This is a genomic window from Streptomyces sp. NBC_00086 (assembly GCF_026343255.1).
Lineage (GTDB): Bacteria > Actinomycetota > Actinomycetes > Streptomycetales > Streptomycetaceae > Streptomyces.
Window position 1 is genome coordinate 4,643,294 of record NZ_JAPELZ010000001.1, and the last position, 25,166, is coordinate 4,668,459.

22 protein-coding genes are annotated in these 25,166 nt (G+C 71.7%); 10 read left to right on the plus strand and 12 right to left on the minus strand.

Going from position 1 to position 25,166, the window contains the following annotated elements; translation table 11 throughout:
* Nucleotides 1-87 precede the first annotated feature (87 nt).
* The 3 genes from OG276_RS20890 to OG276_RS20900 all read left to right on the plus strand — a co-directional run bounded on the left by OG276_RS20890 (nt 88) and on the right by OG276_RS20900 (nt 2,539).
* Nucleotides 88-579: a nucleotidyltransferase domain-containing protein gene (locus tag OG276_RS20890; protein ID WP_266912978.1), complete on the plus strand. Its 492-nt coding sequence runs from the start codon at nt 88-90 to the stop codon at nt 577-579.
* 266 nt (nt 580-845) lie between these two features.
* A complete protein-coding gene (locus tag OG276_RS20895) occupies nt 846-2,066 on the plus strand; it encodes an acyl-CoA dehydrogenase family protein (protein WP_266907672.1) in 1,221 nt (406 codons plus the stop codon).
* Nucleotides 2,066-2,539 (plus strand): nitroreductase family deazaflavin-dependent oxidoreductase, encoded by a 474-nt coding sequence (locus OG276_RS20900; RefSeq protein ID WP_266907674.1) that lies wholly within the window; start codon nt 2,066-2,068, stop codon nt 2,537-2,539. The genes OG276_RS20895 and OG276_RS20900 overlap by 1 nt, the downstream gene beginning before the upstream one ends.
* A 94-nt stretch (nt 2,540-2,633) precedes the next feature.
* On the opposite strand, the gene OG276_RS20905 is transcribed toward OG276_RS20900, so the two are convergent.
* Nucleotides 2,634-3,281 carry a TetR family transcriptional regulator gene (locus tag OG276_RS20905; RefSeq protein ID WP_250742709.1) on the minus strand — a complete coding sequence of 216 codons (648 nt, stop codon included), beginning with the start codon at nt 3,279-3,281 and terminating at the stop codon, nt 2,634-2,636.
* A gap of 301 nt (nt 3,282-3,582) precedes the next feature.
* Between OG276_RS20905 and OG276_RS20910 the strand changes: the two genes are divergently transcribed.
* Entirely contained in the window at nt 3,583-4,389 is an 807-nt protein-coding gene (locus OG276_RS20910) for a VOC family protein (protein WP_266907677.1), read from the plus strand.
* A 28-nt stretch (nt 4,390-4,417) separates the two neighbouring features.
* On the opposite strand, the gene OG276_RS20915 is transcribed toward OG276_RS20910, so the two are convergent.
* Both OG276_RS20915 and OG276_RS20920 read right to left on the minus strand, forming a co-directional pair.
* Nucleotides 4,418-5,992 carry a hypothetical protein gene (locus OG276_RS20915; RefSeq protein WP_266907679.1) on the minus strand — a complete coding sequence of 525 codons (1,575 nt, stop codon included), beginning with the start codon at nt 5,990-5,992 and terminating at the stop codon, nt 4,418-4,420.
* A gap of 141 nt (nt 5,993-6,133) precedes the next feature.
* A complete protein-coding gene (locus tag OG276_RS20920; protein ID WP_266907681.1) occupies nt 6,134-7,693 on the minus strand; it encodes a hypothetical protein in 1,560 nt (519 codons plus the stop codon).
* Nucleotides 7,694-8,013: 320 nt separating this feature from the next.
* On the opposite strand from OG276_RS20920, the gene OG276_RS20925 reads away from it, so the two are divergent.
* Nucleotides 8,014-10,452, plus strand: a complete 2,439-nt coding sequence (locus OG276_RS20925) for a PQQ-binding-like beta-propeller repeat protein (RefSeq protein WP_266907682.1) — start codon at nt 8,014-8,016, stop codon at nt 10,450-10,452.
* A 101-nt stretch (nt 10,453-10,553) separates the two neighbouring features.
* Entirely contained in the window at nt 10,554-11,048 is a 495-nt protein-coding gene (locus OG276_RS20930; protein ID WP_266907684.1) for a peptidylprolyl isomerase, read from the plus strand.
* A gap of 64 nt (nt 11,049-11,112) precedes the next feature.
* On the opposite strand, the gene OG276_RS20935 is transcribed toward OG276_RS20930, so the two are convergent.
* Nucleotides 11,113-11,538, minus strand: a complete 426-nt coding sequence (locus OG276_RS20935) for a MarR family winged helix-turn-helix transcriptional regulator (RefSeq protein WP_266907686.1) — start codon at nt 11,536-11,538, stop codon at nt 11,113-11,115.
* Between the two features lie 113 nt (nt 11,539-11,651).
* Between OG276_RS20935 and OG276_RS20940 the strand changes: the two genes are divergently transcribed.
* Complete coding sequence (locus tag OG276_RS20940) at nt 11,652-13,163, plus strand: MFS transporter (RefSeq protein WP_266907688.1); 1,512 nt, start codon at nt 11,652-11,654, stop codon at nt 13,161-13,163.
* A gap of 23 nt (nt 13,164-13,186) precedes the next feature.
* Here OG276_RS20940 and OG276_RS20945 read toward each other — a convergent pair whose 3' ends face one another.
* Complete coding sequence (locus OG276_RS20945) at nt 13,187-13,747, minus strand: hypothetical protein (RefSeq protein WP_266907690.1); 561 nt, start codon at nt 13,745-13,747, stop codon at nt 13,187-13,189.
* 121 nt (nt 13,748-13,868) lie between these two features.
* Nucleotides 13,869-15,461 carry a hypothetical protein gene (locus tag OG276_RS20950; RefSeq protein WP_266907692.1) on the minus strand — a complete coding sequence of 531 codons (1,593 nt, stop codon included), beginning with the start codon at nt 15,459-15,461 and terminating at the stop codon, nt 13,869-13,871.
* 178 nt (nt 15,462-15,639) lie between these two features.
* Between OG276_RS20950 and OG276_RS20955 the strand changes: the two genes are divergently transcribed.
* Complete coding sequence (locus OG276_RS20955; RefSeq protein ID WP_266907694.1) at nt 15,640-16,257, plus strand: hypothetical protein; 618 nt, start codon at nt 15,640-15,642, stop codon at nt 16,255-16,257.
* Nucleotides 16,258-16,310: 53 nt separating this feature from the next.
* On the opposite strand, the gene OG276_RS20960 is transcribed toward OG276_RS20955, so the two are convergent.
* The 4 genes from OG276_RS20960 to OG276_RS20975 form a co-directional block, all read right to left on the minus strand.
* Complete coding sequence (locus OG276_RS20960; RefSeq protein WP_266907696.1) at nt 16,311-17,951, minus strand: hypothetical protein; 1,641 nt, start codon at nt 17,949-17,951, stop codon at nt 16,311-16,313.
* Nucleotides 17,952-18,046: 95 nt separating this feature from the next.
* Nucleotides 18,047-18,844, minus strand: coding sequence for an enoyl-CoA hydratase/isomerase family protein (locus OG276_RS20965; RefSeq protein WP_266907698.1), 798 nt, complete (start codon nt 18,842-18,844; stop codon nt 18,047-18,049).
* Entirely contained in the window at nt 18,841-19,320 is a 480-nt protein-coding gene (locus OG276_RS20970; RefSeq protein ID WP_266907700.1) for a Zn-ribbon domain-containing OB-fold protein, read from the minus strand. The genes OG276_RS20965 and OG276_RS20970 overlap by 4 nt, the downstream gene beginning before the upstream one ends.
* Nucleotides 19,321-19,335: 15 nt before the next feature.
* The gene (locus OG276_RS20975) at nt 19,336-20,487 is read right to left on the minus strand and encodes a lipid-transfer protein (protein WP_266907702.1); all 1,152 of its coding nucleotides are present in this window, start codon (nt 20,485-20,487) and stop codon (nt 19,336-19,338) included.
* A gap of 224 nt (nt 20,488-20,711) precedes the next feature.
* Between OG276_RS20975 and OG276_RS20980 the strand changes: the two genes are divergently transcribed.
* Complete coding sequence (locus tag OG276_RS20980; protein ID WP_266912980.1) at nt 20,712-22,346, plus strand: FadD3 family acyl-CoA ligase; 1,635 nt, start codon at nt 20,712-20,714, stop codon at nt 22,344-22,346.
* A 92-nt stretch (nt 22,347-22,438) separates the two neighbouring features.
* On the opposite strand, the gene OG276_RS20985 is transcribed toward OG276_RS20980, so the two are convergent.
* Complete coding sequence (locus OG276_RS20985; protein ID WP_266907704.1) at nt 22,439-23,200, minus strand: MBL fold metallo-hydrolase; 762 nt, start codon at nt 23,198-23,200, stop codon at nt 22,439-22,441.
* Nucleotides 23,201-23,361: 161 nt separating this feature from the next.
* The gene (locus tag OG276_RS20990) at nt 23,362-24,375 is read right to left on the minus strand and encodes a GlxA family transcriptional regulator (RefSeq protein WP_266907706.1); all 1,014 of its coding nucleotides are present in this window, start codon (nt 24,373-24,375) and stop codon (nt 23,362-23,364) included.
* Between the two features lie 251 nt (nt 24,376-24,626).
* Here OG276_RS20990 and OG276_RS20995 point away from each other — a divergent pair, with 251 nt between their 5' ends.
* Nucleotides 24,627-25,148 (plus strand): hypothetical protein, encoded by a 522-nt coding sequence (locus OG276_RS20995; RefSeq protein ID WP_266907708.1) that lies wholly within the window; start codon nt 24,627-24,629, stop codon nt 25,146-25,148.
* Nucleotides 25,149-25,166: the final 18 nt, after the last annotated feature.

Sequence of the window (25,166 nt, forward strand, 5' to 3'; positions counted from 1 at the left end):
CTGACGGTACAACTGACGCATCGTCAGATGCTAGGGGGTCCGGGTGGGTTGGGTCGGGGCGTGAATCCTCCTATGCTGCGCCGCGTGATGGAGGCCGCGGATGTGCTGTCCGTACTGGCGCTGCTGCGCCGGGCGGGGGCGGACGTGTGGGTCGGTGGAGGGTGGGGGATCGACGCGCTCCTCGGGCGCCGGACCCGGGACCACCGCGATCTGGACCTGATGCACCGGCAGGAGCAGGAGCCCGCCGTGGTGGCGGCCCTCGCGGAGGCGGGCTTCTCGGAGCGCCTGGACCGGCGCCCCGTGCGGTTCGTCGTCGCGCATGCCGACGGCCGGGAAGTCGACCTCCATCCGCTGGTCTTCGCGGGCGACGGCTCGGCGGTCCAGGCCTCGCCGGAGCCCGGGCGTCCTTTTCGTTACCCCGCCTCGTGCTTCGTGACCGGCGGGATCGGGGGGACCGCGGTCCCGTGCCTGTCCGTCGAGCAGCAGGTCTCCTTCCACCAGGGCTACGAGCCCACGGGCCGTGACCGGCAGGACATGGCCCACCTCCGGCAGGCCTTCGGGGTCGCCACCCACTTCTGAGGCGCGGGGCGCGGGCGCCCGCCCTCCGGTTGTCCGGCGGGGCATCCATCCCCGGCGGCTCGGCGGAGCGCCCGGCCCTCTTGGCTGTCCGTCCTGCGGGGGAGTCCTCCCTCCGGCCGTCCGGCGGGAGGCTCGACCCCCGGCCGTCCGGCGGGCCGCCGCCCCCTCCCGCCCCGGCGATCGGCTTCGGGGTGGTCCGCCCCCTGTGCTTATGGCGCCGCCCGCCCTAACATGACGGCCCGTCAGATACGGGGAGGAGCCCGACGATGGATGCCGCCTTCACCGCGGAGCAGGACGAGATACGGCGTACCCTGCGCGAGATCCTGGGCAAACGCTGCGGCCCGGACGAGGTCAAGGCCGCCGTCCGCACCGCCGCCGGACACGACCGCGAGCTGTGGCAGCAGCTCGCCCGGCAGCTCGGACTGCCGGGCATCGCCGTGGCCGAGGAGTACGGAGGCGTCGGCTGCGCCCCCGCCGACCTGGCCCTGGCCTGCGAGGAGACCGGGCGGGTGCTGCTGCCGTCACCGCTGCTGGCCACCGCCGTGCTCGCCGTGCCGCTGCTCACCGCCCTGGGGACCGGCGCCCAGCGCTCCACCCTGCTCCCGCCGCTCGCGGCGGGCGGGCTCACCGCCGCGCTCGCCGTACCCGGCCCCGCCCTGGCCACCGCCCTGGCGCTGACCGGCACCAATGCCCCGGGCGAATGGGCCGGCGGCGGCCGCGCCGGCGGGGTGCAGGCCCGCGCCGTGGACGGCGGCTGGCGGCTGTACGGGGAGGTCGCCCAGGTGCTCGACGGGCACAGCGCCTCGCTGCTGTTGGTCGCGGCGCACGCGGGAGGGTTCGCCCGCAGCCGCACCCTGCTGTTCCTCGTACGGGAGGACGCGCCCGGCCTCGTACGGGCGCGGCAGACCACCCTGGACGAGACCCGCCCGCAGGGGCAGATCCAACTCCGCGACGTCGAAGCCGAATTGCTGGGCGCAGAGGACGCCGACGTGGCCGGGGCCCTCGCCGCCACCGGGCGCGGCGCCGCCGCCGTCCTGGCCGCCGAGGCGGTCGGCGCGGCCGGGCAGGCGCTCGCCCGCACCGTGGAGTACGTACAGCAGCGCGAGCAGTTCGGCCGGGCCATCGGCTCGTTCCAGGCGGTCAAACACCGCCTCGCCGACCTTTATGTACAGGTCCAGGCGGCCCGCTCGGCCGCCTACTACGCCGCCTGGGACCCGCAGCAGGGCGGACTCGCCCTGGCCCAGGCCCTGGAGGCGCTGCGCATCACCGCCGGCGAGGCCATCCAGCTGCACGGCGGCATCGGCTTCACCTGGGAGCACGACGCGCACCTCTACTTCAAGCGGGCGGCCGCCGACGAACTGCTCTTCGGCCCCGTCCACCGGCTGCGCGCCCATGCCGCGGAAGCCGCCGGGCTGTTCGCACCGCTCGCGCCCGCGCCCGTACAAGCCCCCGCCCCCGCCCCACGGAACGAGAAGGTGGCCGTCTGATGGCGCCCGGAGTCAAGCTGATGCAGAAGGTCTCCTCGACCATGCTGTTCGCCAAGATCGCACCGCACTTCATCCCCGCCATGGACAAGGCGGTGCACAAGCTGACCCGCGGAAAGGTCATCCTCAGCGCCCAGATGCTCCCCGGCGTGATCCTCACCGCCAAGGGAGCCAAGACCGGCGAACCGCGCACCACCCCGCTCGCGTGCATGCCGGAGCAGGACGGGGCGAGCTGGGTGCTGATCGGCTCGAACTTCGGCCGCCCCGGACACCCGGCATGGACCGGGAACCTGCTCAAGAACCCTGACGCGAAAGTGAGTTGGAAGGGTCAGGACATCGCCGTACGCGCCCGCCTGCTGGCGGGTGAGGAACGCGCGGCGGCGTGGCAGGCGGTGCTGAAGTTCTGGCCGCCGTACGCGGCGTACCAGGCGCGCATCGAGCGCGAGATCCGGTTGTTCCGCCTGGAGCGTCGCTGATCACGGCGGAGGTCCCGTCGGGGCGTGGGTTCCCGCAAGGGCGGAGGTCCCGTAAGGGGTGAAGGCGGCGGCGGACCCGGTGGGGGTCCGCCGCTTACTTCGTGGGCTTCTTGCCCGTGATGCCCAGGTGGACCAGGAGGGCCAGGTTCGGCTTCAGTTCCGCCTGCTTGACGCCCCAGGTCTGGAACCCCTTCTGGTGCGAGGCGACCGCCGCGAGCATGGCGACCAGCGAACCGGCCATCGCGGCCGGGCTCACGTCCTTGTCGACCTTGCCCTTGGCCTGGAGCTCCTTCATCGACTCCGTGAGGGAGTTGGTGACGGAGTTGAGGATCTTCATGCGGATCTTGTAGAACCGCTTGTCGCCCTCGGCCGCGCCGAGGTCGACGACCCGCAGGATCGCGTCGTTGCGCCGCCAGAACTCCAGGAAGCCATCGACGAGTTCCTCGGCCGCCGCCCATCCCGCCTTGCCGACCCACGCGCGTCCCTCGACCAGCGAGGTCAGTTGCGCACCCTCGTTGGCCATGCGCTCCGCGATCTCCAGGACGGCGCCTTCGACGTCCGGGAAGTACTGGTAGAAGGTCGCGGGGGAGGTACCGGCCTTGCGGGCGACGTCGATCACTTTGACGTCGCGGTACGGCGAGGAGCTGAGCATCTCGCTGAGGCAGTCGAGCAGCTTCTGCCTCGTCGCCTGACCGCGCCGGCCGGCAACGCGACCGTCGACGGTGCGTACTTGTCCTGTCATGCCGTCAGCTTACCGAGGGGTGATCGGCGCGCGATTCGGCCGCCTGCAAATGGGGTTACGGGACGCCTGGCCTGGGCGTACGCCCGTCCCGACCCGTCACCGCGACGGATTCCGGCCGGGCGGACGCCCCGGGCGCGCCATCCGGGTTCGGGCCCTATCCCCCGAATAGTCTTATCAACAGGCTGTGGACAAGTTTTCGGGCACATCATGATCCGGAGGACATGGCTGGGCGAGCGGGGCAGAACGTGCGCGGAGGGTGCACACCCTTGCACACCCCCGCACAACGGAAGGAACCGGGCTCATGGCAGCATTCGCGGAAGGCTCACCCTGCTGGGTCGACGCCTCCCTGCCGGACGTGGAAGCCGGCAAGCGCTTCTACGGTGAGCTCTTCGGATGGACCTTCGCCGACAGCGCGGGAGCCGAGTACGGCCACTACACCCAGGCCTACAGCCGCGGCCGCAACGTCGCCGCCCTCGCCCCCAAACCCGACGGCCGGATGCCGACCGTCTGGGGGATCTACCTCTACACCACCGACGCGTACGCCTGCGCCCAGCGCATCCGCGCCGCCGGCGGCCAGATGGTCATGGACCCGATGCCGGTGGGCCCCTACGGGACCGCCGCGATGGCCGCCGACCCCGGCGGGGCCGTCTTCGGCCTGTGGCAGCCCGGCACCCACCACGGCTTCGACGCCCAGAACGAGCCCTACACGTACTGCTGGTCCGAGGTGTACACCCGCGCCCGCGACGCCGTGGACGTCTTCTACGCCAAGGTCTTCGGCTACGTCCCCGAGGACCAGAACGACGAGGACTCGGGCATCGAGTACCGCGTCTGGTCCCCGCCCGGCAAGGCGGCCGGCTCGGAGACCGCCGTCCTGGGGCGCAGCCTGATCACCGATGCCTTCCCGGAGATCATGCCCGCGCACTTCCTCGCGTACTTCGCCGTCCCGGACTGCGACCAGTCCGTGGCGATGGTGCAGCGCCTCGGCGGCCGGGTCACCGCCGACCCCTTCGACACCCCGTACGGCCGCATCGCGGTGGTCGCGGACAACCAGGGGGCGGTCTTCGGCCTGCTGTCGGAACCGCGGACGAGGACGGGCGGCACGGCTTAGAACCGCGCGCCCTCGTACGGGCTACGGTCTACGGGTTCACGGTGAGCTCGTCCCGGCGGCTTTCGGCGTTGAAGTGCTTGCCGTCGGCGTCGCGGTAGCGGGCGATCCAGGTGCCGGTGGCGTCGGCGGTGAACTTGTGGACGAAGCTGCCGTCCTCGGCGGTCTTCGAGTGGCCCTTGTAGACGTAGGTCTGGCTGCCGGCGGGCTGGAAGTAGAACAGGACCTTCTGGCCGGCGTAGGCCTTCGCCGGGGTCTCGTGCCGGAGGCTGCCCTTGATGAAGAAGGCCTGGCCCTTCTGCACCGGCTCCGGCGCCGCGTTGAACTTCGTGATCTCCGTCGCCGTCCGGGTCAGCCGGACCGGCTCGGTGACGGAGCCCTGCATGCGCGGCGCGGCGGCGTACCGGAGCCGCCAGTAGCCGTCCGCCCCGCCGGGCAGCGCCTGGTCGAAGCGGGCGGAGGCGAAGTCCACGGTGAACACGGTGCGCGTCGCCCAGTCCGTCTTGCCGTCGGCCGAGTACTGCACCTCGACGAGGGTGGGGGCCTGGCTGAGGGGCTTGTGGGCGAGGCCCCCGGTGAACCGCACGCCGGCGGGGCCGACCGTGGCCTTGACCTCCGTGAAGTAGCTGACCTCGACGACCTTGGCCTCCGTGGTGGCGATCACGTACTGGAGCCACGGGGACTTGCCGCCCGCCCACGTGGTCTTCACCGGGCCGCTACGGGACATCAGCAGCTGCCGCTCGAACCGGCCGTCCGCCCCCGTGACGGGCTCACCGGTGAGGTCCGCGAGCATCTGCGTGCCCTCGGGGACGGGCTTGCGGGTGCCGTCCGCGGCGATCCTGACGGCCTGGCCCGTGATCTTGGCCGTCGATCCGTAGCGGGCCTTGATCTTCCGGGACTCGGGGTCGAGGACGATCTCGGCCTTCTGGGGGACCGCGCGTGCGGTTTCGGCGCTCCCCCCGGCGGCGATGTCAGGGGTGTCCAGGGTGTCGACGCGCACTTCGGTGTGGTCCTCCGTGCCCCGGAAGGTGAACGGAGCCGACAGGTGGCCCCGGGCGTCCGTGGTCGCCTCCTGCGAGGTGCGCTCGGCGGAGAGGCGGACCTTGGCGTTCCGCAGCGGGGTGCTCGCTCCGGTCCGCGGGTCGAGGGTGGTGACGTCCGCCGTCACGGTGGTCTTGAGGTTGTCGAGGGACACCCCGTCCGCCGCGACGACCTTGGTGACCACCGAACGCAGCCGGTAGTCGAAGTCCCCGCATTCGACGGGTTCGGCTTCGGAGCCGACTTCGAGGGTGTAGATCCCGAGCTCGGCCAGCTTGAGCGGCTCCGAGACCAGACGGAAGTCGGGGAGGACGCCGTCCGGGTCGGTCACCCTGCGGAACGTGTCCACGGTCGCGACGCGCAGCCCCGTCTCCTTGTCCCGCAGGTGGACGACGAGGCCGTCGGGCACGCCCGTCCCGTCCTGCGCGCTGTGGACGACGAGGGACCCGTCCTGCTTGGCGTACATCTCCGGCGGGCAGGAAGCCGTTGCGGCGAACGCGGCATGCACCGACCCCGGCACGGCCAGGCCCCCGAGCAGCGCAGTGGCGACGACGACGGCTGAGGTCAAACGGTGACGCACGGATTCCCCCGGATTTTGACGAGCTGAACGGCTGTTAGACCCGTGACACCCCCGATGGGTTGTATGCCTTTTCCCGCAGGCTGAGCCGGTCGCGGCCTTGCCTGCGGGGGCGTCCGTACGGGTTGAGGGTTACGGGTTCACCTGGAGGTCGTCCCGGCGGCTCTCGGCGTTGAAGTGCTTGCCGTCGGCGTCGCGGTAGCGGGCGATCCAGGTGCCGGTGCGGTCGGCGGTGAACTTGCGGACGAAGGTGCCGTCCGCGGCGGTCTTGGCGCTGCCCTGGTAGAGGAAGCCCCGGGTGCCGGCGGGCTGGAAGTAGAACAGGACCGTCTGGGCGCCGTACGCCACCGCCGGGGTCCCGTGCTGCAGGGTGCCCTTGATGGCGAAGGTCTGGCCCTTGCGGACCGGCTCCGGGGCGGCATCGAACGTCTTGAACGCCGTCACCTTCCGGGTCAGCCGGACCGCCGGGGTCACGTAGCCCTGGATCAAGGATTCGCCGGCGTACCGCATCCGCCAGTAGCCGTCGGCCTCGCCCGGCACCGTCTGCTTCATCGAGCCGGTATCGAACTTCGCAGTGAACGTCTTGCGCGTCGTCCAGTTCGTCTTGCCGTCGGCCGAGTACTGCACCTCGACGTTGGCGGACTTGTTCTCGACCACGGGCCTGAGGTGCAGGTCCCCGGTGAGCGTCACCTGCCGTGCGGAGTCCATGGTGGCCCTGAACGTCCTGATGAGCGTGCTGGAGACGAGCTCGACCTGCGTCCGGCCCTCCGCGGCCTCCAGCCACGGCGTGGCCCTCCAGCCCTCCCACGAGGTGCTCGTGCCAGTGCTGGTGATCCGTACCTGCCGCTCGAACCTGCCGTCCGCCTTCGTCAAGGGCACACCGGTCAGATCGGCCGAGAGGCGCGTGCTCTCGGGGACGGGCTTGCGCGTGCCGTCGGCGGCGATCCATACGGCCTGGCCCGTGATCTTGGCCGTCGATCCGTAAAGTGCCCTGATCTTCCGGGATTCGGGGTCGAGGACGATCTCGGCCTTCTGGCGGACCGTGCCCACGGTGAGCCAGGTCTCCACGGCGTCCATCTGCGGGGTCTGCGCCACACCGAGGCGCACGTTGGTAAACGCCTCCGTCCCCCGATAGGTGTACGGGGCCGCCAGGTGGCCCTGGGCGTCCGTGGTCGCCTCCTGCGAGACGCCCTCACCGGCCAGGCTGACCTTGGCGTTCGCGAGGGGGGAACTCGTCTGGGTCCGCGGGTCGAAGCCGGTGAGGTCCGCGGAGACGGTGGTCTTCAGGTTGTCGAGGGACACCTTGCCCGCGGTGGGCTTGGTCATTTCCGAGCGGAGCCGGTAGTCGAGGTCCCCGCAAACGGTGGTGCCGGCTGCCGTGTCGACTTCGAGGGTGTAGATCCCGAGCTCGGGCAGCTTGAGGGGGTCCGAGATCACGTCCGTCGCGAACATGTCGTCCGACTCTTCCCAGGGCAGGTCCTTGAACTTGTCGACGGCCGCGACGCGCAGCCCCGTCTTCTTGTCCCGCACGTGGACGGTGACATCGGGTCGGGTGTAGACGTTCTTGATGACGATGGCGCCCTCGCGGGTGGTGTACATCCCCTGGTAGCAGCCGTCGTCGGCGGCGTGCGCGACCCCCGGCACGGCCAGCCCTCCGAGTGCCGCTGCGGCGATCACGACTGCTGATGTCAAGCGCTGATGCATGTATCCCCCGGGTTTTGACGAGTTGGACGGGAGCTAGACCCACGACACCGCCCCCGGGTTGTACACCGATCCCGGCAGCCCGTACGCGACCACCCGCCGTGCCGGGGCCGGACCAGGCGCGGGCCTGACAGAATCGGGGGTGCGCGACCCGGGCGGCCCCCGGGGGTGAGACGCTGCACGGGGCAGGGACCCGCGGCGGCTCGCGCGCATCCGGTGACGTGACGGCGATGACGGCGACGCCACCGGCGATGGCTGGAAGAGCGGGGACCGCGAGGGACCCCGTACGGGGATGGGTGTGGAGGCGAGTGGTGGAGCAGCTGACGCAGCACGACCCGAGACGGATCGGCCCCTTCGAGGTGCTGGGACGGCTCGGCGCCGGCGGCATGGGGCTGGTCTATCTCGCGCGGTCGGCGTCCGGACGCCGGGTGGCGATCAAGACGGTGCGCACCGAACTCGCCGAGGACCAGCTGTTCCGCGTCCGCTTCACCCGTGAGGTGGAGGCGGCCCGGGCCGTGTCCGGCTTCTACACCGCGGCCGTCGTCGACGCCGACCCGCGCGCGGCCGTGCCGTGGCTGGCCACCGCGTACGTACCGGCGCCCTCCCTGGAGGAGATCGTCCACGAGTGCGGGCCCATGCCCGCCCAGGCCGTACGGTGGCTCGCCGCCGGCATCGCCGAGGCGCTCCAGTCGATCCACGGGGCGGGCCTGGTCCACCGCGACCTGAAGCCCTCCAACGTGCTCGTCGTCGAGGACGGCCCGCGCGTGATCGACTTCGGCATCGCCAGCGGGGTCTCCAATACCCGCCTGACCATGACGAACGTCGCCGTCGGCACCCCCGCGTACATGTCGCCGGAGCAGGCGAAGGACTCGCGCAGCGTCAAGGGCGCCAGCGACGTGTTCTCGCTCGGCTCCACGCTGGTCTTCGCCGCCACCGGTCACCCGCCGTACCACGGGGCGAACCCGGTGGAGACGGTCTTCATGCTGCTGCGCGAGGGCCCCAACCTGGAGGGGCTCCCCGACGAGCTCCGCCCGCTGATCGAATCCTGCATGCAGATGGACGCCACGCAGCGGCCGACCCCGGCCGACCTGCAGGCGCAGCTCGCCCCGCACCTCTTCGAGGGCGGCGACGAGAGCGGTACCGCCTCGGCGTGGCTGCCCGAGCGGGCCGTCGCGATGATCGAGGCCCGGCGGGCCGGCCACCGCAACGCCGCGGCCGCTGCTGCCGCCGCGGCGGCAGCCGTGCCGAAGCCGGCGATTCCCCGGGCAGGCATCTCCGCGCCCATCGAGAGCGTCGGCCCCGCGTCCGGTCCCCCGTCCGGTCCCGCCACGCACCGCCGCCAGCGCGGCGGAGCCGACCCCTGGACCGACCCGCGGACCGGCCAGGCCGTCCCGCAGCGGCCCGAGCGTCCCCCGATGGCGCCCTCCGGCGAGCCCGTGCGGCTCGGTGGATCCCCGGTGCCGATCGGGCCGGGCCCGCAGGCCTCCGCCTCGGCGCCGGCCGCCCACGCGGCCGCCGCGGACTCGGCGACCGGCTGGATCCGGCCGCCCGCCGGTACCCCGGTGGCGGGCCCCGCGCCCTCGGTCCTCGTACCGAACCCGGGCCCGGCCCCCGACAGCGGCCGCTGGCGGCCCTGGCGGTTCCGGATGTCGAACGAGGTCTGGGGCACCCCGACCGTCGCGGGCGACCTGCTCTACGTCACCTCCTTCGAGGTGCACGCCCTGGACGTGGCCAGCGGCCGCCGCCAGTTCAAGACCCGCGACGTCGCCTGGTCCATGGCCGTCTCCGACGGGCGCATCCACGCCTCCGACGGCCCCTCCCTCTACGCCCTGGACGCCGGCGACGGCTCCGAGCGCTGGCGGCTGTCCACCGATGCCTGGGTGTACGCCCTGCGCGCCGACCGGGGCACCGTCGTCACCGCCACGCGCGGAGGCGGCGTACAGGCCTGGGAGTCGTCCAGCGGGCACAAGCTGTGGGAGCTGACCGGGGCGCAGAGCGAGTTCGAGACCGTCGAGGCGGCCCCCGTGCTGCACGACGGCACGGTCTACGTGTGGCAGGACGCCCGGCTGCGCGCCCTGGACGCCCGCTCCGGCCGCGAGTCCTGGTCGTACCCGATCGGCGACGCGGCCTCCTGCGGGAACGTGCCCGTACGGGTCACCCCCGCCCCCGACGGCAACGTCTACGTCGCCGCCGGCACCCGGGTGATCTCCATCGACCGGGCCTCGGGCCGGGTCCGCTGGCACTTCGAGGCCCCCGCCGTGTTCCTCGCACCCCCGGCCTTCGCCCCCGGCGCGGCCGTCACGGGCGGCGGGGTCTACCTCGCGGACTACCTGGGCACCGTCTACGCCCTGGACGCCGCCAACGGCAAGGACCGCTGGCGCATCGCCACCGAGCCCCGGCAGTCCGCCGACCCGGTCCTGGTCGCCGCGGGCAACGTCCACCTGGCCGCGGGCAGCGCCGTGTACACGCTCGACGCGGTCACCGGCACCCCGAAGTGGCGGTTCGCGGCGGGCGGCGAGATCACCGGTTCCCCGGCGGTCGCGGACGGCCGCGTCCACTTCGGTTCGGCCGACCACTGCCTGTACACCCTCGACGCGGCGGGCGGCCAGCTCCGCTGGAAACTGGCCACCGGCGGGGAGATCACCGGAGCCCCGGTGGCCGAGGCGGGCGTGGTCTACGCGTGCAGCAAGGACCGCTGCGTGTACGCCCTGGACGCCGCCAAGGGCACGGGAACCCGTACGGGCGGCTGACCCGGCTCGGGCGCCGCCTGAGCTGGGGCTGAGCCGTCCGGGGGCCCCGTCGCGGCCCCCTCGGGGGCGCGCACCGCACCAGGAGTGACAGGATGGACCCCATGAGCAACGTATTCTTCGACATCAACATCGACGGCAAGCCCGCCGGTCGCATCGTCTTCAGCCTCTTCGACGAGGTCGTCCCGAAGACCGCCCAGAACTTCCGCGAGCTGTGCACGGGCCAGAACGGCTTCGGCTACGCCGGCTCCGGCTTCCACCGCGTCATCCCGCAGTTCATGCTGCAGGGCGGTGACTTCACCAACCACAACGGCACGGGTGGCAAGAGCATCTACGGCGAGAAGTTCGCCGACGAGAACTTCACCCTGAAGCACGACCGTCCGTACCTGCTGTCGATGGCGAACGCCGGCAAGAACACCAACGGTTCGCAGTTCTTCGTCACCACCGTCGTCACCTCCTGGCTCGACGGCAAGCACGTCGTCTTCGGCGAGGTCGTCGAGGGCAAGGAGATCGTCGACGCGATCGAGAAGCTCGGCACCCCCTCGGGCTCCACGCGCGGCAAGATCGAGATCGCGGCGTCCGGCGTCGTCGAGGCCTGATCCCCACCCCGCCCGCAACGGCTGGCCGGCCCCGCCCCCTCAGGGGGACGGGGCCGCCGTCATGTCAGGGGGCGGGCGCCGTTTCGGGGGGCCGGGACGCCATGACGTCGCGCACCTCCGCACTGCTTTCGGCCAGCTCGCGCAGGACCGTTTCCATGGTGGTGGCGGACTGCGCGAAGAGCGCGTGGCCGGCCGGGGTGAGCCGGGCGTCGAAGCCCCTGCGGTCGGTGGCGCACGGCCTGCGCTCGGCGTAGCCGGCCGTGATCATCTGGGCCAGCAGGCGTGAGACCTGGGGCTGGCTCCTGGACACGCGGGAGCTGAGCTCACCCGCGCGGATCCAGTCGTCCTCGCGCACCATCACGTCCATGATCTCGAAGGCGCTGGCGCACAGGCCGTGGTTCTCGGCCAGTACGCGCTCGGCGGCCTGATTGATCTGCGCGCAGGCGCGGGCCACGGACACCCATCGATCGGTCAGAGCTGTTTCTGTCACGCCCCTCATCGTAGGTTCGCGGATCGTCCTTGTCGATGCAGGCGCATGAATGTACTGTGCGAATCGATCCATGCACATGCATGGATTGCTCTGTGCGTCGTACGAATGGAGACATGGTGACCGAGCAGCAGACGCTGGCGCCCCGGACGGCCGAGCGGGACGCGGAGGAAGTCCCCGTGGCTCCCGCAGCCCCCGAGGTCCCCGAGGTCCCCGAGGTTCCCGTCAAAGCTCCCGGCAAGGCCCCCTGGACCACCCTGGTCGTGGTCGGCATCGCCCAGTTGATGGTCATGCTGGACTCGACCGTCGTGAACGTGGCGCTGCCCTCCATCGGGGCCCAACTACCCGCCGATCCAGCCGCCTTGCAGTGGACCGTCAGCGCGTACGTCCTGATGCTCGGCAGCCTGCTGCTCTTCGGCGGCCGCGTCTCCGACGTCTTCGGCCGCCGCCGCACCTTCGTCACCGGCCTCTCGGTCTTCGCCGTCGCCTCCGTGCTCTGCGGCCTCGCCGCCGATCAGGAGCTGCTCGTCGCGGGCCGCGCCCTCCAGGGGGCCGGAGCCGCACTGCTCTCCGCGGCAGCCCTGTCCGTCATCCTGGCGGTCTACCAGGACGAGGATCAGCGCAAGATCGCGCTGACCGCCTGGAGCGGCCTCGGCGTGATCGGCGCGACCATCGGCGTGGTCCTCGGCGGCCTGATCGTCACGGCGATCAGCTGGCGCTGGGCCTTCCTGATCAACCTCCCGGTCAGCATCGCGGCCCTCATCGGAGCCCTGCGCACCATGCCCGCCCTCGCCACCGGCACCGGCCGCACGCTGCGGCTCCCCTCCGCGATCGTGTCGACCGCCGGGCTCGCGGCCCTGTCCTTCGGCCTGATCCGGCTGCACGAGGGATTCGGCGATCCGACCGCCTGGACCGGCATCGGCGCCGCCGTGGTCCTGCTCACCGCGGTGACCTTCATGGAGACCGGACAGGCCGACCCGCTGCTTCCGCTGCACCTGCTCCGCAAGCCCACCTACTGGCTGTCCAGCGTCGGCCTGCTCCTGGTGGCCGCCGTCATGATCAGCAGCTCCTTCCTGGCCGGCATGTACTTCCAGCGGGTCCACGAGATGAGCGCCTTCGCCACCGGCCTCTCGCTGCTCCCCATGGGCCTGGCGGCCCTCCTCGTCGCCGTGGTCGCACCGGCCCTGGCCGGCGCGCTGGGCCTGGGCGGCCTGTACGCGGCCGGCGCCGCGCTGCAGCTCGTCGGTACGGGCATCCTGGCGACCGCCACCGACGGCGTCGCGCTGACCATCGCCGCGCTGGCCGTCATCGGCGCCGGTCTGCCGGCCTGCTTCGTCCCGCTCTTCGGCATCGGCACCTCGCACGTCACGCCGGCGGAAGCGGGGGTCGGATCCGGTCTGCTGAACACCTTCAACGAGACCGGCGCCGCCCTCGGCATCGCCGTCATCGGCACGATCCTCATGACCTCGGTGGACGGCGGCCTCGACGCCGGGGACCCGGTCGCGGCCGCGACCACCACGGGCGTCGCCAACGGCTTCCTCGCCCTGGCGGTGTGCTCCGCCGCCGCCATCGTGATCGCCCTCGTGCTGCGGTCGCTGACCCGCGATCCGGGGGGCGCTGACGCCTGACCGACGGCGGGGGCGAGGAGGCCCTACGAGTGGTCCTGCGGCGGGGGCGGCCAGGCCGAAGGGGGCGGCGGATGGGCCGGGTCCTCGACCGCTGCCGGGTACGGCTCGGGGCCCGGCTCCGGCTCCGGCTCCGGAGCGAGCCGGTCGCGTCGGCGGTCGCGGCGGCGGGGCCGGCCGCTCATCACGGCGGCCGCGAGGAGGAGCAGGGCGCCCGCGCCGAAGGCGTTGGCGAGGCCCTCGCCGAGCCCCCCGCCGTCGCCGCCGACCGAGAGGCTGCCCGCGGCCTGGCCCTGGCGGACCATCCACAGCACGGCGAAGCCGAGGACGACGACCCCGGAAAGGGCCATGAGCAGCCGGGAGCGCAGCACGATCGCGACCAGCGCGAGCAGGGCGGCGAAGAGGAACGGCAGCAGGATCGAGCCCAGCAGGGCGGCCTTGTCGTCGGTGATCCCGGCGGAGCTGAAGAGCTCCTCGATGCGGTAGTCGCGTCCGTGACGGCCGTCGTACCAGGCACGGAAGGGGCTCCAGACGGCGGCCGTCGCTCCGATCAGACCCAGGATCGAGCCGAGTACGTTGCGGATCATGCCCGGCCCTCCGGGAGAGTGGGTCTGGATCTCGATCCCGACGCTACGCCCGCCCGCCACGCACCGCACCCGGAGCCCTGAGGGCCCCGGGTGCGGCGGTGGTGGCGGTGTGACAGTGGGGCTAGGGGTTGACGATGACCTCGTCGAGGCGGCTCGTGGCGTTCAGGTGCTTGGTGTCGGAGTCCCTGTACTGGGCGGACCAGGTGCCCGTCCGGTCGGCCGCGAGGACGCGCCGGAAGGTGCCGTCGGCAGCGGTGGTGGCCTGGCCCATGTAGGTGGAGGCCGAGCTGCCGGCCGGGCGGAAGTAGAGGTACACGGTCTGGCCGCCGTACGTCTTCCAGGTCGGGGACTTGTGCGTCAGCGTCCCGGTGATGGTCAGCGGCTTGCCGCGCTTGGCGGGCTCCGGATTGACGTTGAAGGCGGAGAAGGCGGTCTCGGTCCTGGTCAGCCGGATGGGAGTGCTGACCGCGGCGACGCCGTCAGGGGTGGCCGCGTAGCTCAGCCGCCAGTAGCCGTCCGCGGCGCCGGGTGCGATGGCCTGGAAGGCCCTGTCGAACTTCCAGTCGAAGGTCCGTCGCGTCGTCCAGCCGGTGCGGCCGTCGGTGGAGTACTGGATGTCCACCTTGGCGCCGAGGTCCGTCTGGACGGGGGTGTGGTTCAGCGTTCCGTTGACCGTCACCCGGTTCAGGGAGTCGAGGCGGGCCGTGAACCCGGAGAAGGAGGTGGGGTACTGGATGTCGACCTGCGTGGCGGCCTTCACGTACTGGAGCCAGGGGTACTGGTTCTCGTACATCCAGGTGGTGTCCACCACGCTGCCGTAGCCCTGCAGGGTGCGCTCGAAGCGGCCGTCCGCTCCCACGGTGGCACTGCCCGGTTGCAGCGGAGTGCCTAGGGGCACCGGCTTGATGGTGCCGTCCGAGGTGGCGCGGACGGCCCTACCGGTGATCTTGATGGGCTGCCCGTAGGGCACCGTCAGATGCCGGGAGTTGGCATCGAGGACGATCGCCGCCTTCTGCTTGACGACGGTGGGGGCAACATGGATCTGCTCGGCGTCCATCTCCGCCGTGGCGGCCACGGCGAGGTAGACGTGGGCCGACGGTTCCACGCCCGTGTAGGTGTAGGGGACGGACAGGTGGCCGTTCGCGTCCGTCGTCGCCTGCGTGGAGCTGCTGCGGCCGGTGACGGCCACCTTGGTGTTCTTGAGCGGCGCGGTCGCCCCCGTGCGGGGATCGAAGACCGTCACGTCCGCGGAGAAGGTGGTCTTGAGGCTCTCCAGCGACACCGGGTCCGTGGCGGTGCCCTTGCCGCCGGTGAACTCGGACCGCAGCCGGTAATCGAAATCGAAATCACCGCACTGGACGACCTCACCGCCGTCCACCTGCACATCGATCGCGTAGACGCCGAGTTTGGCGAGCTTGAGCGGTTCCGAGTACATGTCGAACATGTAGTCGGGCTCCTCGCTGGTGGCTCCGTACCAGTCCGTCCGCGGGAACGTGTCCACGCTGGCGAGGCGCTGTCCGGTCTCCCTGTCCCGGATGTGGACGACGATGTCCGGCACGCGCCAGGCGCCCGTCACCTTGACCTCTCCGGTCCGGCTGGCACTGATGCCGCCCTGGCATTCCTCGGGAACCCATGCGTGTGCCACCCCCGGCGCCACGAGCCCTCCGAGTGCCGCTGCGGTGACCACCACGGCAGCTGTCAGCCGATGACGCATGAATTCCCCCTGGGACGTGCCGAGTACGTGACATCTCTAGGACTTCTCGGCGGGTGAAAGGTTGCACGGCTCGGGGCGATCGCTTCCCCGTGGCCGGCCTACGGGATGACGACGACCGCGTCCACCCGAATCCCGCCCTGGTAGCGTGCCGCCGGAGTTGCCACGGGGAGGAGCGGCCATGGTGGTCACAGGACGGCGGGTCAGGCTCACAGCGGTATTGGTGGGCGTCGTGCTCGCGTTGACGGGGTTCTCGTCGACGAGCAGCAGCGGCAAGAGCAAGAGCAGCGGGGGCGGGTGCTCCAGCTCCAAGAGCAAGTCGAAGACGAAGACGAAGAGTTACGGCAGCGGCAGCACGGGCGGCAGTGGGAGCGGCAGTGGCTCCACGGCCACTGCCACGCCCACCCCGTCCCGGCCGCTCGCGCACGCCGAGGTCGTCACCTGCGCCGGCCCGTCCGCCGCGAAGGCGACCGTCAAGGTCACCTCCGACGCGTCGGCCGCGCACACCTTCCGCGTTCCGCTGGTCTTCGAAGGCGCGTCCGGCCGGGTCGACTCGGGTTCCGTGGACCTTGCGCTCAAGGCGGGCGAGAGCCGTACGGTCGACCTGACGATGACGAGCGCTGCCGAGGCGGGCGAGGTGCGGCGCTGCACGCTGGGCACGATCCAGACCCTCTCGACCGCCTCGCCCACCCCGACGTCGACCGCCACCTCCGGAAGCTCGGGGTCCACCACCAGCGGCAGCACGGGCGGCAAGACCACGAGCAAGCCGAAGCCCAGGTCCACGAGGAAGACCCGCTGACCCGCTGACCCGCAGGGCCGTAGGGCCCGTACGGGCCCTACGGGTTTACGGGTTTACGGGTTGACGATGACGTCGTCCACGCGGCTCGTGGCGGCGAAGTGCCGGGGGTCCGTGTTGACGTAGCGGGCAGACCAGGAGCCGGTCCGGGTGGCGGTGAAGCTCTTGTCGAAGGTGCCGTCGGCGGCGGTCGTGGACCAGCCCATTTCGGTCCAGACGGTGCTTCCGGTGGGCCGGAAGTAGTAGCGGACGGTCTGGCCGCCGAAGGGGTTCCAGGTGGGGTTGGCGTGGTTGAGCTTGCCGGTGATGGTGAGGGGCTTGCCCTTCTTGGCGGGCTCGGGGTTGACGTTGAACTCGGGTATGGCCGTCATGGTGCGCTCGATCCGGACGGCGGGTGTCACGGCGCCGTGGATGGCGGAGGTCCCGGCGTACCGGAGCCGCACGTAGCCGGCGCCCGGATAGGGCAGGCTCTGAGTGATCTGGTAGCTGGGGTTCGTGCCGGGCTTGGTGGCGACGTTGAAGGCCTTGCGGCTGGTCCAGCCGGTCTTGCCGTCCGCCGAATACTCGACGTCGACCTTGAGCGAGGTGGTCCCCGCCGGCATCTCGCCGCGCCAGAACGGGCTCGACACGTGGACGGTCTTGTCCGGCCGGACCTCGGCCGCGAAGCTGTGGAAGAACGCTCCGGCCGTGGCGTCCACCTTCACCGTCGTCTTGGAGGAGAACCAGACCGAGTGGGGCCAGACGTTCAAGACGCCGTCCGAGCGGAACTGGTTGCTGAAGTTGAACCGGCCCGCGGCATCCGTGAGTCCGCTGGCCGCGTACGCCAGGCCGATCGGCATCTTGACGGGCAGGGGCTTCCGCTTGCCGTCGGCGGACTTCCAGGTGGCGGTGCCGCTGACCCGTCCGAGTGTGCCGTAGGCGCCGGTCAGGGTGGGGGAGTCCAGCGCCATGTCGGTTTCCACGGGCGCCACCGGGACCGTTACACCCTCGTTGTCCCCGCGGCCGTTCAGCTGGGTCGCGAGTTGGAACTTCATCTGGCTCTCGATCGGGGCCTGGATGAAGTCGGTGTGGGTGATCCGGAACTTCTCCTCGAAGTGCCCCTTGGCGTCGGCGGTCCGCGCGATGGTTTCGGAGCCCCTCTTGGCCGTGAAGGCGCCGCCCGCGTACGGCTTGGACGAGCCGTCGGCGGGGTTGTAGACCACGAGGTCACCGGAGAGAACCGTGTCGAGGTTCTCCACCGAGACCGCGCTCGACTTCAGGTTCGAGATGACCGGACGCACCTGGTAGTTCAGGTCTCCGCTGTCCTCGTGGACGACGGTCTCGCCCTCGGAGCCGGTGTACTCCAGGTCGATGGTGTACACCCCGAGCTCGGGCAGCTTCACCGGCTCGCTCTCGAAGTTCGACGGCGGCGGGGGCTCGCTCCCGCACCACTCCCCCAACGAGCAGGGGGCGTCCGGCAGGCGCGTGAAGCTGGTGAGCGTGGCGAGCCGGGTGGGCGAACCCTTCTTGCGCACGTGCGCCTTGAGGCCCCGGGGCACCTGCGGGTCCCAGTCCTGGGTGTAGACCCTGACCCGCTCGTCCCACGAGCCGGCGGAGATGTCCGGGTAGGTGTCGTAGGCCTCCGCGACCGTGGGCACCGCCCAGACGGCGCCCACGGCCATCGCCGCGGTGAGTACTGCACTGACTCGCTTCTTCATGTGTCCCCCAGCAATCCTTCGTTCTGACCGCCTAGGAGACCGCGCACCCTGCCCGATGGTTGTACGGGGGAACCGGCCGGGTTTCCCGCGCGCCGTCACCGCACTCGCGGCTCCGGCCCCGCCCCGCGCCGCCCCGCGAACAGCTCCGCCTGCCGCTCGGGCGGCAGGTTCCCCAGCGCGATCAGCCCCGGAGCCTGCGCCAGTGCCTGCTGGAGGGTGGCCTGCTTGGCCGCCCACAGGGACCGTACGGTGCCCTGCACGGCCTCCGTCGGGAAGCCGGCCAGCGTCTCGGCCGCCCGCAGCGCCGCCGGGAGCAGCTCCTCGGGCTCGGCGAGCTCCGAGACCAGGCCGATCTCGTACGCCCGCCGCGCGGAGAGCCGTTCCGCCGTGCCCATCAGGGACATCCGGGCGGCCTCGCCGAAGGGCATGCGCTGCGCCATGTAGATCGCCTCGTAGGCGCTGACCATTCCGTAGCTGGTGTGCGGGTCGAAGTAGGTGGCGGAGGTGGAGGAGATGATGAACTCCGATTCGCCCAGCAGGTAGAACGCCCCGCCGCAGGCCATGCCGTTGACGGCGGCGACCACCGGCTTCCACAGGTCGTTCGCCTTCGGCCCGATGGCGACGAGCGGGTCGTCCACCGAGTACGGCGAGGAAGGCTGCGGCACCTCCACGCCGCGGTCGATGCCCGTGCAGAAGGCGGCCTGCCCGGCGCCCGTCAGCACGATCGCCCGTACCTCGTCCTCGTAACGCAACTCCCGCCATACCCGCGCTAGTTCGGCCGCCGTCGGCAGGTCGATCGCGTTATGCTTGCGCTCCCGGTCCAGGGTGACGACCGCGATCCCGGTGGCCTTGTCCCGCTCCACCCGCAGTCCGGGGGCCCGGTCGGCCGTCATGACTTCTCCAGCACCCAGCGCGGCACCGCCGTCCCGCCCATCTCGGTGAAGACCACCTGGACCCGCGCGCCGATGCGCAGCCGCGCCGGATCCATCGAGTCCAGCGGGGCGTCGGCGGAGGTGACGAGGTTGCCGACGAGGCGGATCTGCGGGGCGTCGGCCAGCTCCACGAGGATCACGTTGTACGGGGCCTGCGCGGCGTACGCGGGCAGCAGCGGCGGGTGCGGCTGGACGTACGACCAGATCCGGCCGCGCCCGCTCATCAGGCGCCATTCGGAGTCGAAGGACCGGCAGTGCGGGCAGCAGGGGCGGGGAGGGAAGCGCAGCTTCCCGCAGGTGGGCGCCGCGCAGGCCTGGACGCGGAGTTCGCCCTGGGCGGCGTACTCCCAGAAGGGGGCGCCGTCCCCGTCGGGGACGGGGAGGAGGAGCTCGTCGGGAGCGGTGTCGGTGGTGGCGGTGGTGGTCTGCATCGTCATGGATTCCTCGGCTCCTCAGGCGCGCAGCAGGATGGCGGACGTCGGGACACCCTCGCCCGCGGTCACCAGACAGGTCGCGGCGTCGGGCACCTGGGCGGTGGAGATGCCGCGGAGCTGCTTGACGCCCTCGTTGATCAGGTTGAAGCCGTGCACGTAGGCCTCGCTGAGGCCGCCGCCGCCGGTGTTGATGGGGAGCCTGCCGCCGATCTCCAGGGCGCCGCCCTCGGTGAAGGAGGCGCCTTCGCCGCGTCCGCAGAAGCCGTAGCCCTCCAGGGAGAGCGGGATCAGGGGGGTGAAGGCGTCGTAGATCTGGGCGACGTCCACGTCCTGGGGGCCGAAGTCGGCCTGCTTCCAAAGGTGTCGGGCGGCGGTCCAGGCGGGGCCGGACAGCGGGTCGTCGTTCCAGTAGTTGACCATGCCGTGGTGCTGGGAGGGCAGGCCCTGGGCGACGGAGTGGACGTAGACGGGCTTCTGCCGGCAGTCGCGGGCGCGCTCGGCGCTCACGATGACGCAGGCCAGCGCGCCGTCGGTCTCCAGGCAGTTGTCGAAGAGGCAGAGCGGGTCGCTGATCATGCGGGCGGTCATGTACATCTCGCGGGTCAGCGGGCGCTCGTACATCATCGCGGCCGGGTTCTCGTTGGCCCGGTTGCGGCAGGCCATCGCGACGTTGAAGAGGTGGTCGCGGGTGGCCCCGTACTCGTGCATGTAGCGGCGGGCCAGCATGCCGATCTCGTCGGCGGGGCGCAGCAGGCCGAAGGGGCGCGTCCACTGGCCGGGGGTGGGGAGCTGGACGGCCGTGTTCTTCCACGGCCGGGGCCCCGAGCCGCGCTTGCGGGAGCGCCAGGCCACGCCGACGCTCGCCTGGCCGGTGGCGACGGCGGCGGCCAGGTGGCCGACGGTGGCGCAGGAGCCGCCGCCGCCGTAGCCGATCTTGGAGAAGAAGGTGACGTCGCCGGCGCCGATGGCTTTGGCGACCTCCACCTCGTCGGTCTCCTCCATCGTGTAGGAGGAGAAGGCGTCGACCTCGGACGGGTCTATGCCCGCGTCCTCGAGCGCCGCGAGAATGGCCCGGCAGGCCAGTTCCTTTTCGGACTGCGGCAGTTGTTTGGCAAAGGCGGTCTGCCCGATGCCGACTATCGCCGTAGCGTCCTTGAGCGTTGCCGCCATCGCCACCTCCGGGGTGCACCAGTACTGACAGCCGCGAAGGCTACAGCTAATCTGACGGATAGTCAGCTACTGGGATCGCGGGAGGGCGGACGATGGACGAGGACGAGGGCGCGCGCGGGGTCGCGGACATGACGGAGGGCGTGGTGGGGGGCGTGTCGGAGGACCTCGCGCAGGGCATGACGCAGGGCATGACGCAGGGCATGACGCAGGGCATGACGCAGGGCATGACAGTGGGCGCGACGGTGGGCACGACGGAGGACGGACGGGCCGATCTCGCCTGGACCAGCATCGGCGGACTCGTCCGGCACGCCGCCGCGCGCTACGGCGACCGCGAGGCCGTCGTCGACGGGCGGGTCCGGATCGACTACGCGCAGCTCGGCGAGCGCGTCGAGCGGGCCGCCGCCGCCTGTATGGCCGCCGGCGTGGAACCGGGGGACCGGGTCGCCGTCTGGGCGCCCAACACCCTCGAATGGATCGTCTCCGCCCTCGGCGCGGTCTCCGCCGGGGCCGTCCTCGTCCCCCTCAACACCCGTTTCAAGGGCTCCGAAGCCGCCTACGTCCTCCAGCGCAGCCGCGCCCGGCTCCTCTTCGTCACCGGCACCTTCCTCGGTACCTCCTACGTCGCCTCCCTGCGCCGCGCCGCCGCCGAGGGCGAGGGCTCCGGGCCGCTGCCCGGCCTGCCCCACCTGGAGCAGGTCGTCGTCCTGTCCGAGGACGCCCCGGACTCCTTCCGCACCTGGAAGGAGTTCCTGACCGGCGGCGACTCCGTCTCCGCCGAGGCCGTCCGGGCCCGTACGGACGCGATCCCCGCCGACGCCCCCTCGGACATCATCTTCACCTCGGGCACCACCGGCAGCCCCAAGGGCGCCGTCATCTCGCACGCCCAGTCCCTGCGCTGCTACGAGGTGTGGAGCGAGCTCGCCGGACTGCGCGAGGGCGACCGCTACCTGATCGTGAACCCCTTCTTCCACACCTTCGGCTACAAGGCCGGGGTCATCGCCTGCCTGATGCGCGGGGCCACGATGGTCCCCCAGCCCGTCTTCAACGTGGACACCGTCCTCGCCAACATCGCCGCCGAGCGGATCTCCGTACTCCCGGGCCCGCCCACCCTCCACCAGTCCCTCCTCGACCACCCCCAGCGCGACCACCACGACCTGTCCGCCCTGCGCCTGGTGGTCACCGGCGCGGCCGTGGTCCCGCTCCAGCTCGTCGAACGGCTCCGCGGCGAACTGCACATCGGGACCGTCCTCACCGCGTACGGACTCTCCGAGGCGAGCGGCATCGTCACCATGTGCCGCCGCGGCGACCCGGCGGAGATCATCGCGTCGACCTCGGGCCGGGCCATCCCCGGGACGGAGGTCAGGATCGTGGACCAGGACGGCGGGCCCCAGCCCACGGGCCGGGCCGGGGAGGTGTGGGTGCGCGGCCACCACGTCATGCGCGGCTACTTCGAGGACCCGGTCGAAACCGCCGAGGCCATCACCCCCGAGGGCTGGCTCCGCACCGGCGACGTCGGGGTGCTCGACGCCGCGGGGAACCTGCGCATCACCGACCGGATCAAGGACATGTTCATCGTCGGCGGCTTCAACGCCTACCCGGCCGAGATCGAGCAACTCCTCGGCCTGCACCCCGACATCGCCGACGTCGCCGTGGTCGGCATCCCCGATGCGCGCCTGGGCGAGGTCGGCAAGGCGTATGCGGTCCGGCGCCCCGGCGCGGTCCTCACGGCCGACGACCTGATCGCCTGGTCACGCCGGGAGATGGCCAACTACAAGGTGCCGCGCGAGGTGGAGTTCGTCTCAGAACTCCCGCGCAACGCGAGCGGAAAGGTCCTCAAACGCGAACTCCGCACACGCTGACCGCTGACCGCTGACCGCTGACCGCTGACCGCTGACCGCTGACCGCTGACCCGCCCGTTCCCGACGCGACGGCGCCGTCGGGAACGGGCCGGTCAGGGCGTCTCCCCGGCACGGAGGGCGATCCGGCCGGCCGCTTCGCGCCGGGACAGGCGGTCGGATTCCCGGTCGGCCCAGCGCCGGACCCGGTCGGGTTCCAGCGGGGCGCCGTGGCCGACGTGGAGTCGGGCGGGGTTCAGGGCGAGCATCTCGCGGAGGCTGATGAGGTTGCGCCGCGGGTCGTCGTGGAACGGCGGATTGGCCGGTCTGCCCGGGATGAGGCCCATGAAGGAGTTGGCCACCAGGTCGCCGGCGACGAGGTCCCCGTCGTCGGTGAGCACGGAGATCGATCCGGCGGTGTGGCCGGGGGTGGGCATGATGCGGGCCGCGATCCCGAAGTCGTCGAGGGATGTCTCCCCGCGGATCAGGACATCGGGGTCGAAGGGTTCGGCCTGGGCGTGCAGCTCCTTGCTCCGGTCCATGGCGCGGCCCATCGGGCCGGTGGGCAGGTACGGTTCGCGGACCCGGCCGCTGCGGTACGGCCCGAGGTCGGCGATGTGGCCGGCGACGGGCGCGCCGGTGAGACGGTGCAGTTCGGCGGCCGAGCCGAAGTGGTCGATGTGCCCGTGGGTGAGGACGATCAGCGAGACCTCGCGGGGGTCCACTCCGTGCTCGGTGATCCGGTCGTAGATCTTCCGGCCGCTGCCGGGTGTGCCGGCGTCGACGATCACGGGCCTTCGGCCCAGGAGCAGGTAGGCGTTGATCGCCGTTCGGCCCATGACGGGGATGGGGATGACCTTCGTACGGGTACGGGACATGGGTCCTCCGTGAGGTGGCGGGCTGAGGGGCTGACGGCTGACGGGCCGGCTGCCCGACGGCTGTCGCCGTCCGTGCGGGCACGCCGGGGATCCGCCGGGCGGCCGGCGGATGGTGCGGGCGCTGAGCTTGTGGGTCGGAGACGGCCTGGGGTCGACGGGCTCTAGCGGAACCGGCGCCGGTACTCGGCGGGTGTGGTCCCCAGCCGGCGCTGGAAGGAGCGGTGCAAGGTCTCCACCGAGCCGAGGCCGCTGGCCGCGGCGACCTCCGGCAGGCTGCCGTCGCCCTCCTCCAGCAGCCGCCGGGCGGCTTCGAGCCGGGCGGACTCGACGTAAGCGGCGGGCGTGCCGTTCGTGCGCAGCCGGAACAGCCGGGAGAAGTGCCGCACGCTCAGGTGCAGCCGTGCGGCCAGGGCCTCCGCGGTGAGGTCCTCGGTGAGGTGGTCGGCGATCCACACGCGCAGCTCGTCGATCCGGTCGCCGGACGTGGCCGGGGCGGAGAGCGGAACGCTGAACTGGCTCTGCCCGCCCGAGCGTTTGACGTACATGACCATCATGCGCGCGGTGGCCAGGGCGAGGGCCTGGCCGTGGTCCTCGGCGACCATCGCCAGTGCCATGTCCAGCCCCGAGGTGACACCGGCGCAGGTCCACACGCTCCCGGACCGGATGAAGATCGGGTCCGGATCCACGGTGACCCGGGGATGGTCGGCGGCCAGCCGTGCGGCGGTGAGCCAGTGGGTCGTGGCGGACAGCCCGTCCAGCAGCCCCGCCGCGGCCAGCAGGTGCGCGCCCGCGCAGATCGACCCGGTCCTGCGCGCCGGCGGGGCCGCTCCGCGCAGCCAGGCGGTGACCTCGCCGTCGATCACCGGCTCCACCCGGTCGCCCACCAGGTCGACCGCACCGGCCACGAGCAGGGTGTCGACGCGGCCGCGCACCTCGTCGAGGGCCAGGTCCGCCAGCAGCCGGACCCCACTGGAGGTGGCGACCGGCCCGCCGTCGGCGGTGGCGATCTGAACGAGATAGCCAGGGCGGGCGGTACCGGCGACGCGTGTGGCGACCGAGAACACCTCGGCCGGTCCGGTGACGTCCAGCAGCTCGGTACCGGGGAAGGCCACGATGACGACTCGGTGCGGGACGGGAGGGGCGGGAGGGGCGGACAGTACGGACCGTACGGGCATGCGCTGATCATTTCGCCCCGCCGTGATGGCCGCAATGACGAGGTTCTGTCGGATCCGGCCACCCCGTGTGCGCGTGCTGAGCCGTTCCCTCAGGGCCGCCATGGACCGGCGTTTCCGCGCGCCCGTCCCGGGCTGGTCCGATCGGTCGGATCTGCCGGTGGGTCGCGCGGGGATGCCAGGGGCGGCGGCAAAGCCGAGGTTATGAATGCGTGGTCTGACCATCCATGAGCATCAACCTCAGGAGTCACACAATGCGCCCCATCAGAGCAGCCAGTCTCGGCACGGCCACGGCGCTGGTCGCCCTTCTCGCCTGCGCCTCTGCCACGTCCGCCGTCGGGTCGGACACCGATTCCGACCGTGACAAGGGCAAGCACCAGGTCCTCACACTCACCGGCAAGCTCACGCAGCAGACGAACTTCCCCGTCAACCCCGGCGGCCCCGCCGCCCAGGGCGACCGGACCGTCGTCCGCTCGGACCTCTATGACCAGGACGGCAAAAAGGTCGGCGAAACCGGCGGCTTCTGCACCCTCACCCGGGCAGCGGTGCCGGGAGACAGTGGCGGAGCGGAGGAGTGCATCGTGACCTACACCCTCCCGGGCGGCCAGCTCACCGTGCAGGGCATGTACTTCGGCATCCTCAACCCGGGCCCTCGCCCCTCGTTCGACAACGCGATCACCGGTGGCACCGGGAAATACGACCGGGCTCGTGGCTCGGTCCACGCCGACACGATCGCACCGGGCGAGAGGCGCTTCACGATCGACCTCTACCTCTGACCGACCGAGGGCTGCAAC

Coding starts and splice junctions, on each gene's coding strand:
- OG276_RS20890 (WP_266912978.1), top strand. CDS start 88: ATGGAGGCCGCGGATGTGCTGTCCGTACTGGCGCTGCTGCGCCGGGCG.
- OG276_RS20895 (WP_266907672.1), top strand. CDS start 846: ATGGATGCCGCCTTCACCGCGGAGCAGGACGAGATACGGCGTACCCTG.
- OG276_RS20900 (WP_266907674.1), top strand. CDS start 2,066: ATGGCGCCCGGAGTCAAGCTGATGCAGAAGGTCTCCTCGACCATGCTG.
- OG276_RS20905 (WP_250742709.1), bottom strand. CDS start 3,281: ATGACAGGACAAGTACGCACCGTCGACGGTCGCGTTGCCGGCCGGCGC.
- OG276_RS20910 (WP_266907677.1), top strand. CDS start 3,583: ATGGCAGCATTCGCGGAAGGCTCACCCTGCTGGGTCGACGCCTCCCTG.
- OG276_RS20930 (WP_266907684.1), top strand. CDS start 10,554: ATGAGCAACGTATTCTTCGACATCAACATCGACGGCAAGCCCGCCGGT.
- OG276_RS20940 (WP_266907688.1), top strand. CDS start 11,652: ATGGTGACCGAGCAGCAGACGCTGGCGCCCCGGACGGCCGAGCGGGAC.
- OG276_RS20945 (WP_266907690.1), bottom strand. CDS start 13,747: ATGATCCGCAACGTACTCGGCTCGATCCTGGGTCTGATCGGAGCGACG.
- OG276_RS20950 (WP_266907692.1), bottom strand. CDS start 15,461: ATGCGTCATCGGCTGACAGCTGCCGTGGTGGTCACCGCAGCGGCACTC.
- OG276_RS20955 (WP_266907694.1), top strand. CDS start 15,640: ATGGTGGTCACAGGACGGCGGGTCAGGCTCACAGCGGTATTGGTGGGC.
- OG276_RS20960 (WP_266907696.1), bottom strand. CDS start 17,951: ATGAAGAAGCGAGTCAGTGCAGTACTCACCGCGGCGATGGCCGTGGGC.
- OG276_RS20965 (WP_266907698.1), bottom strand. CDS start 18,844: ATGACGGCCGACCGGGCCCCCGGACTGCGGGTGGAGCGGGACAAGGCC.
- OG276_RS20970 (WP_266907700.1), bottom strand. CDS start 19,320: ATGACGATGCAGACCACCACCGCCACCACCGACACCGCTCCCGACGAG.
- OG276_RS20975 (WP_266907702.1), bottom strand. CDS start 20,487: ATGGCGGCAACGCTCAAGGACGCTACGGCGATAGTCGGCATCGGGCAG.
- OG276_RS20980 (WP_266912980.1), top strand. CDS start 20,712: ATGACAGTGGGCGCGACGGTGGGCACGACGGAGGACGGACGGGCCGAT.
- OG276_RS20985 (WP_266907704.1), bottom strand. CDS start 23,200: ATGTCCCGTACCCGTACGAAGGTCATCCCCATCCCCGTCATGGGCCGA.
- OG276_RS20990 (WP_266907706.1), bottom strand. CDS start 24,375: ATGCCCGTACGGTCCGTACTGTCCGCCCCTCCCGCCCCTCCCGTCCCG.
- OG276_RS20995 (WP_266907708.1), top strand. CDS start 24,627: ATGCGCCCCATCAGAGCAGCCAGTCTCGGCACGGCCACGGCGCTGGTC.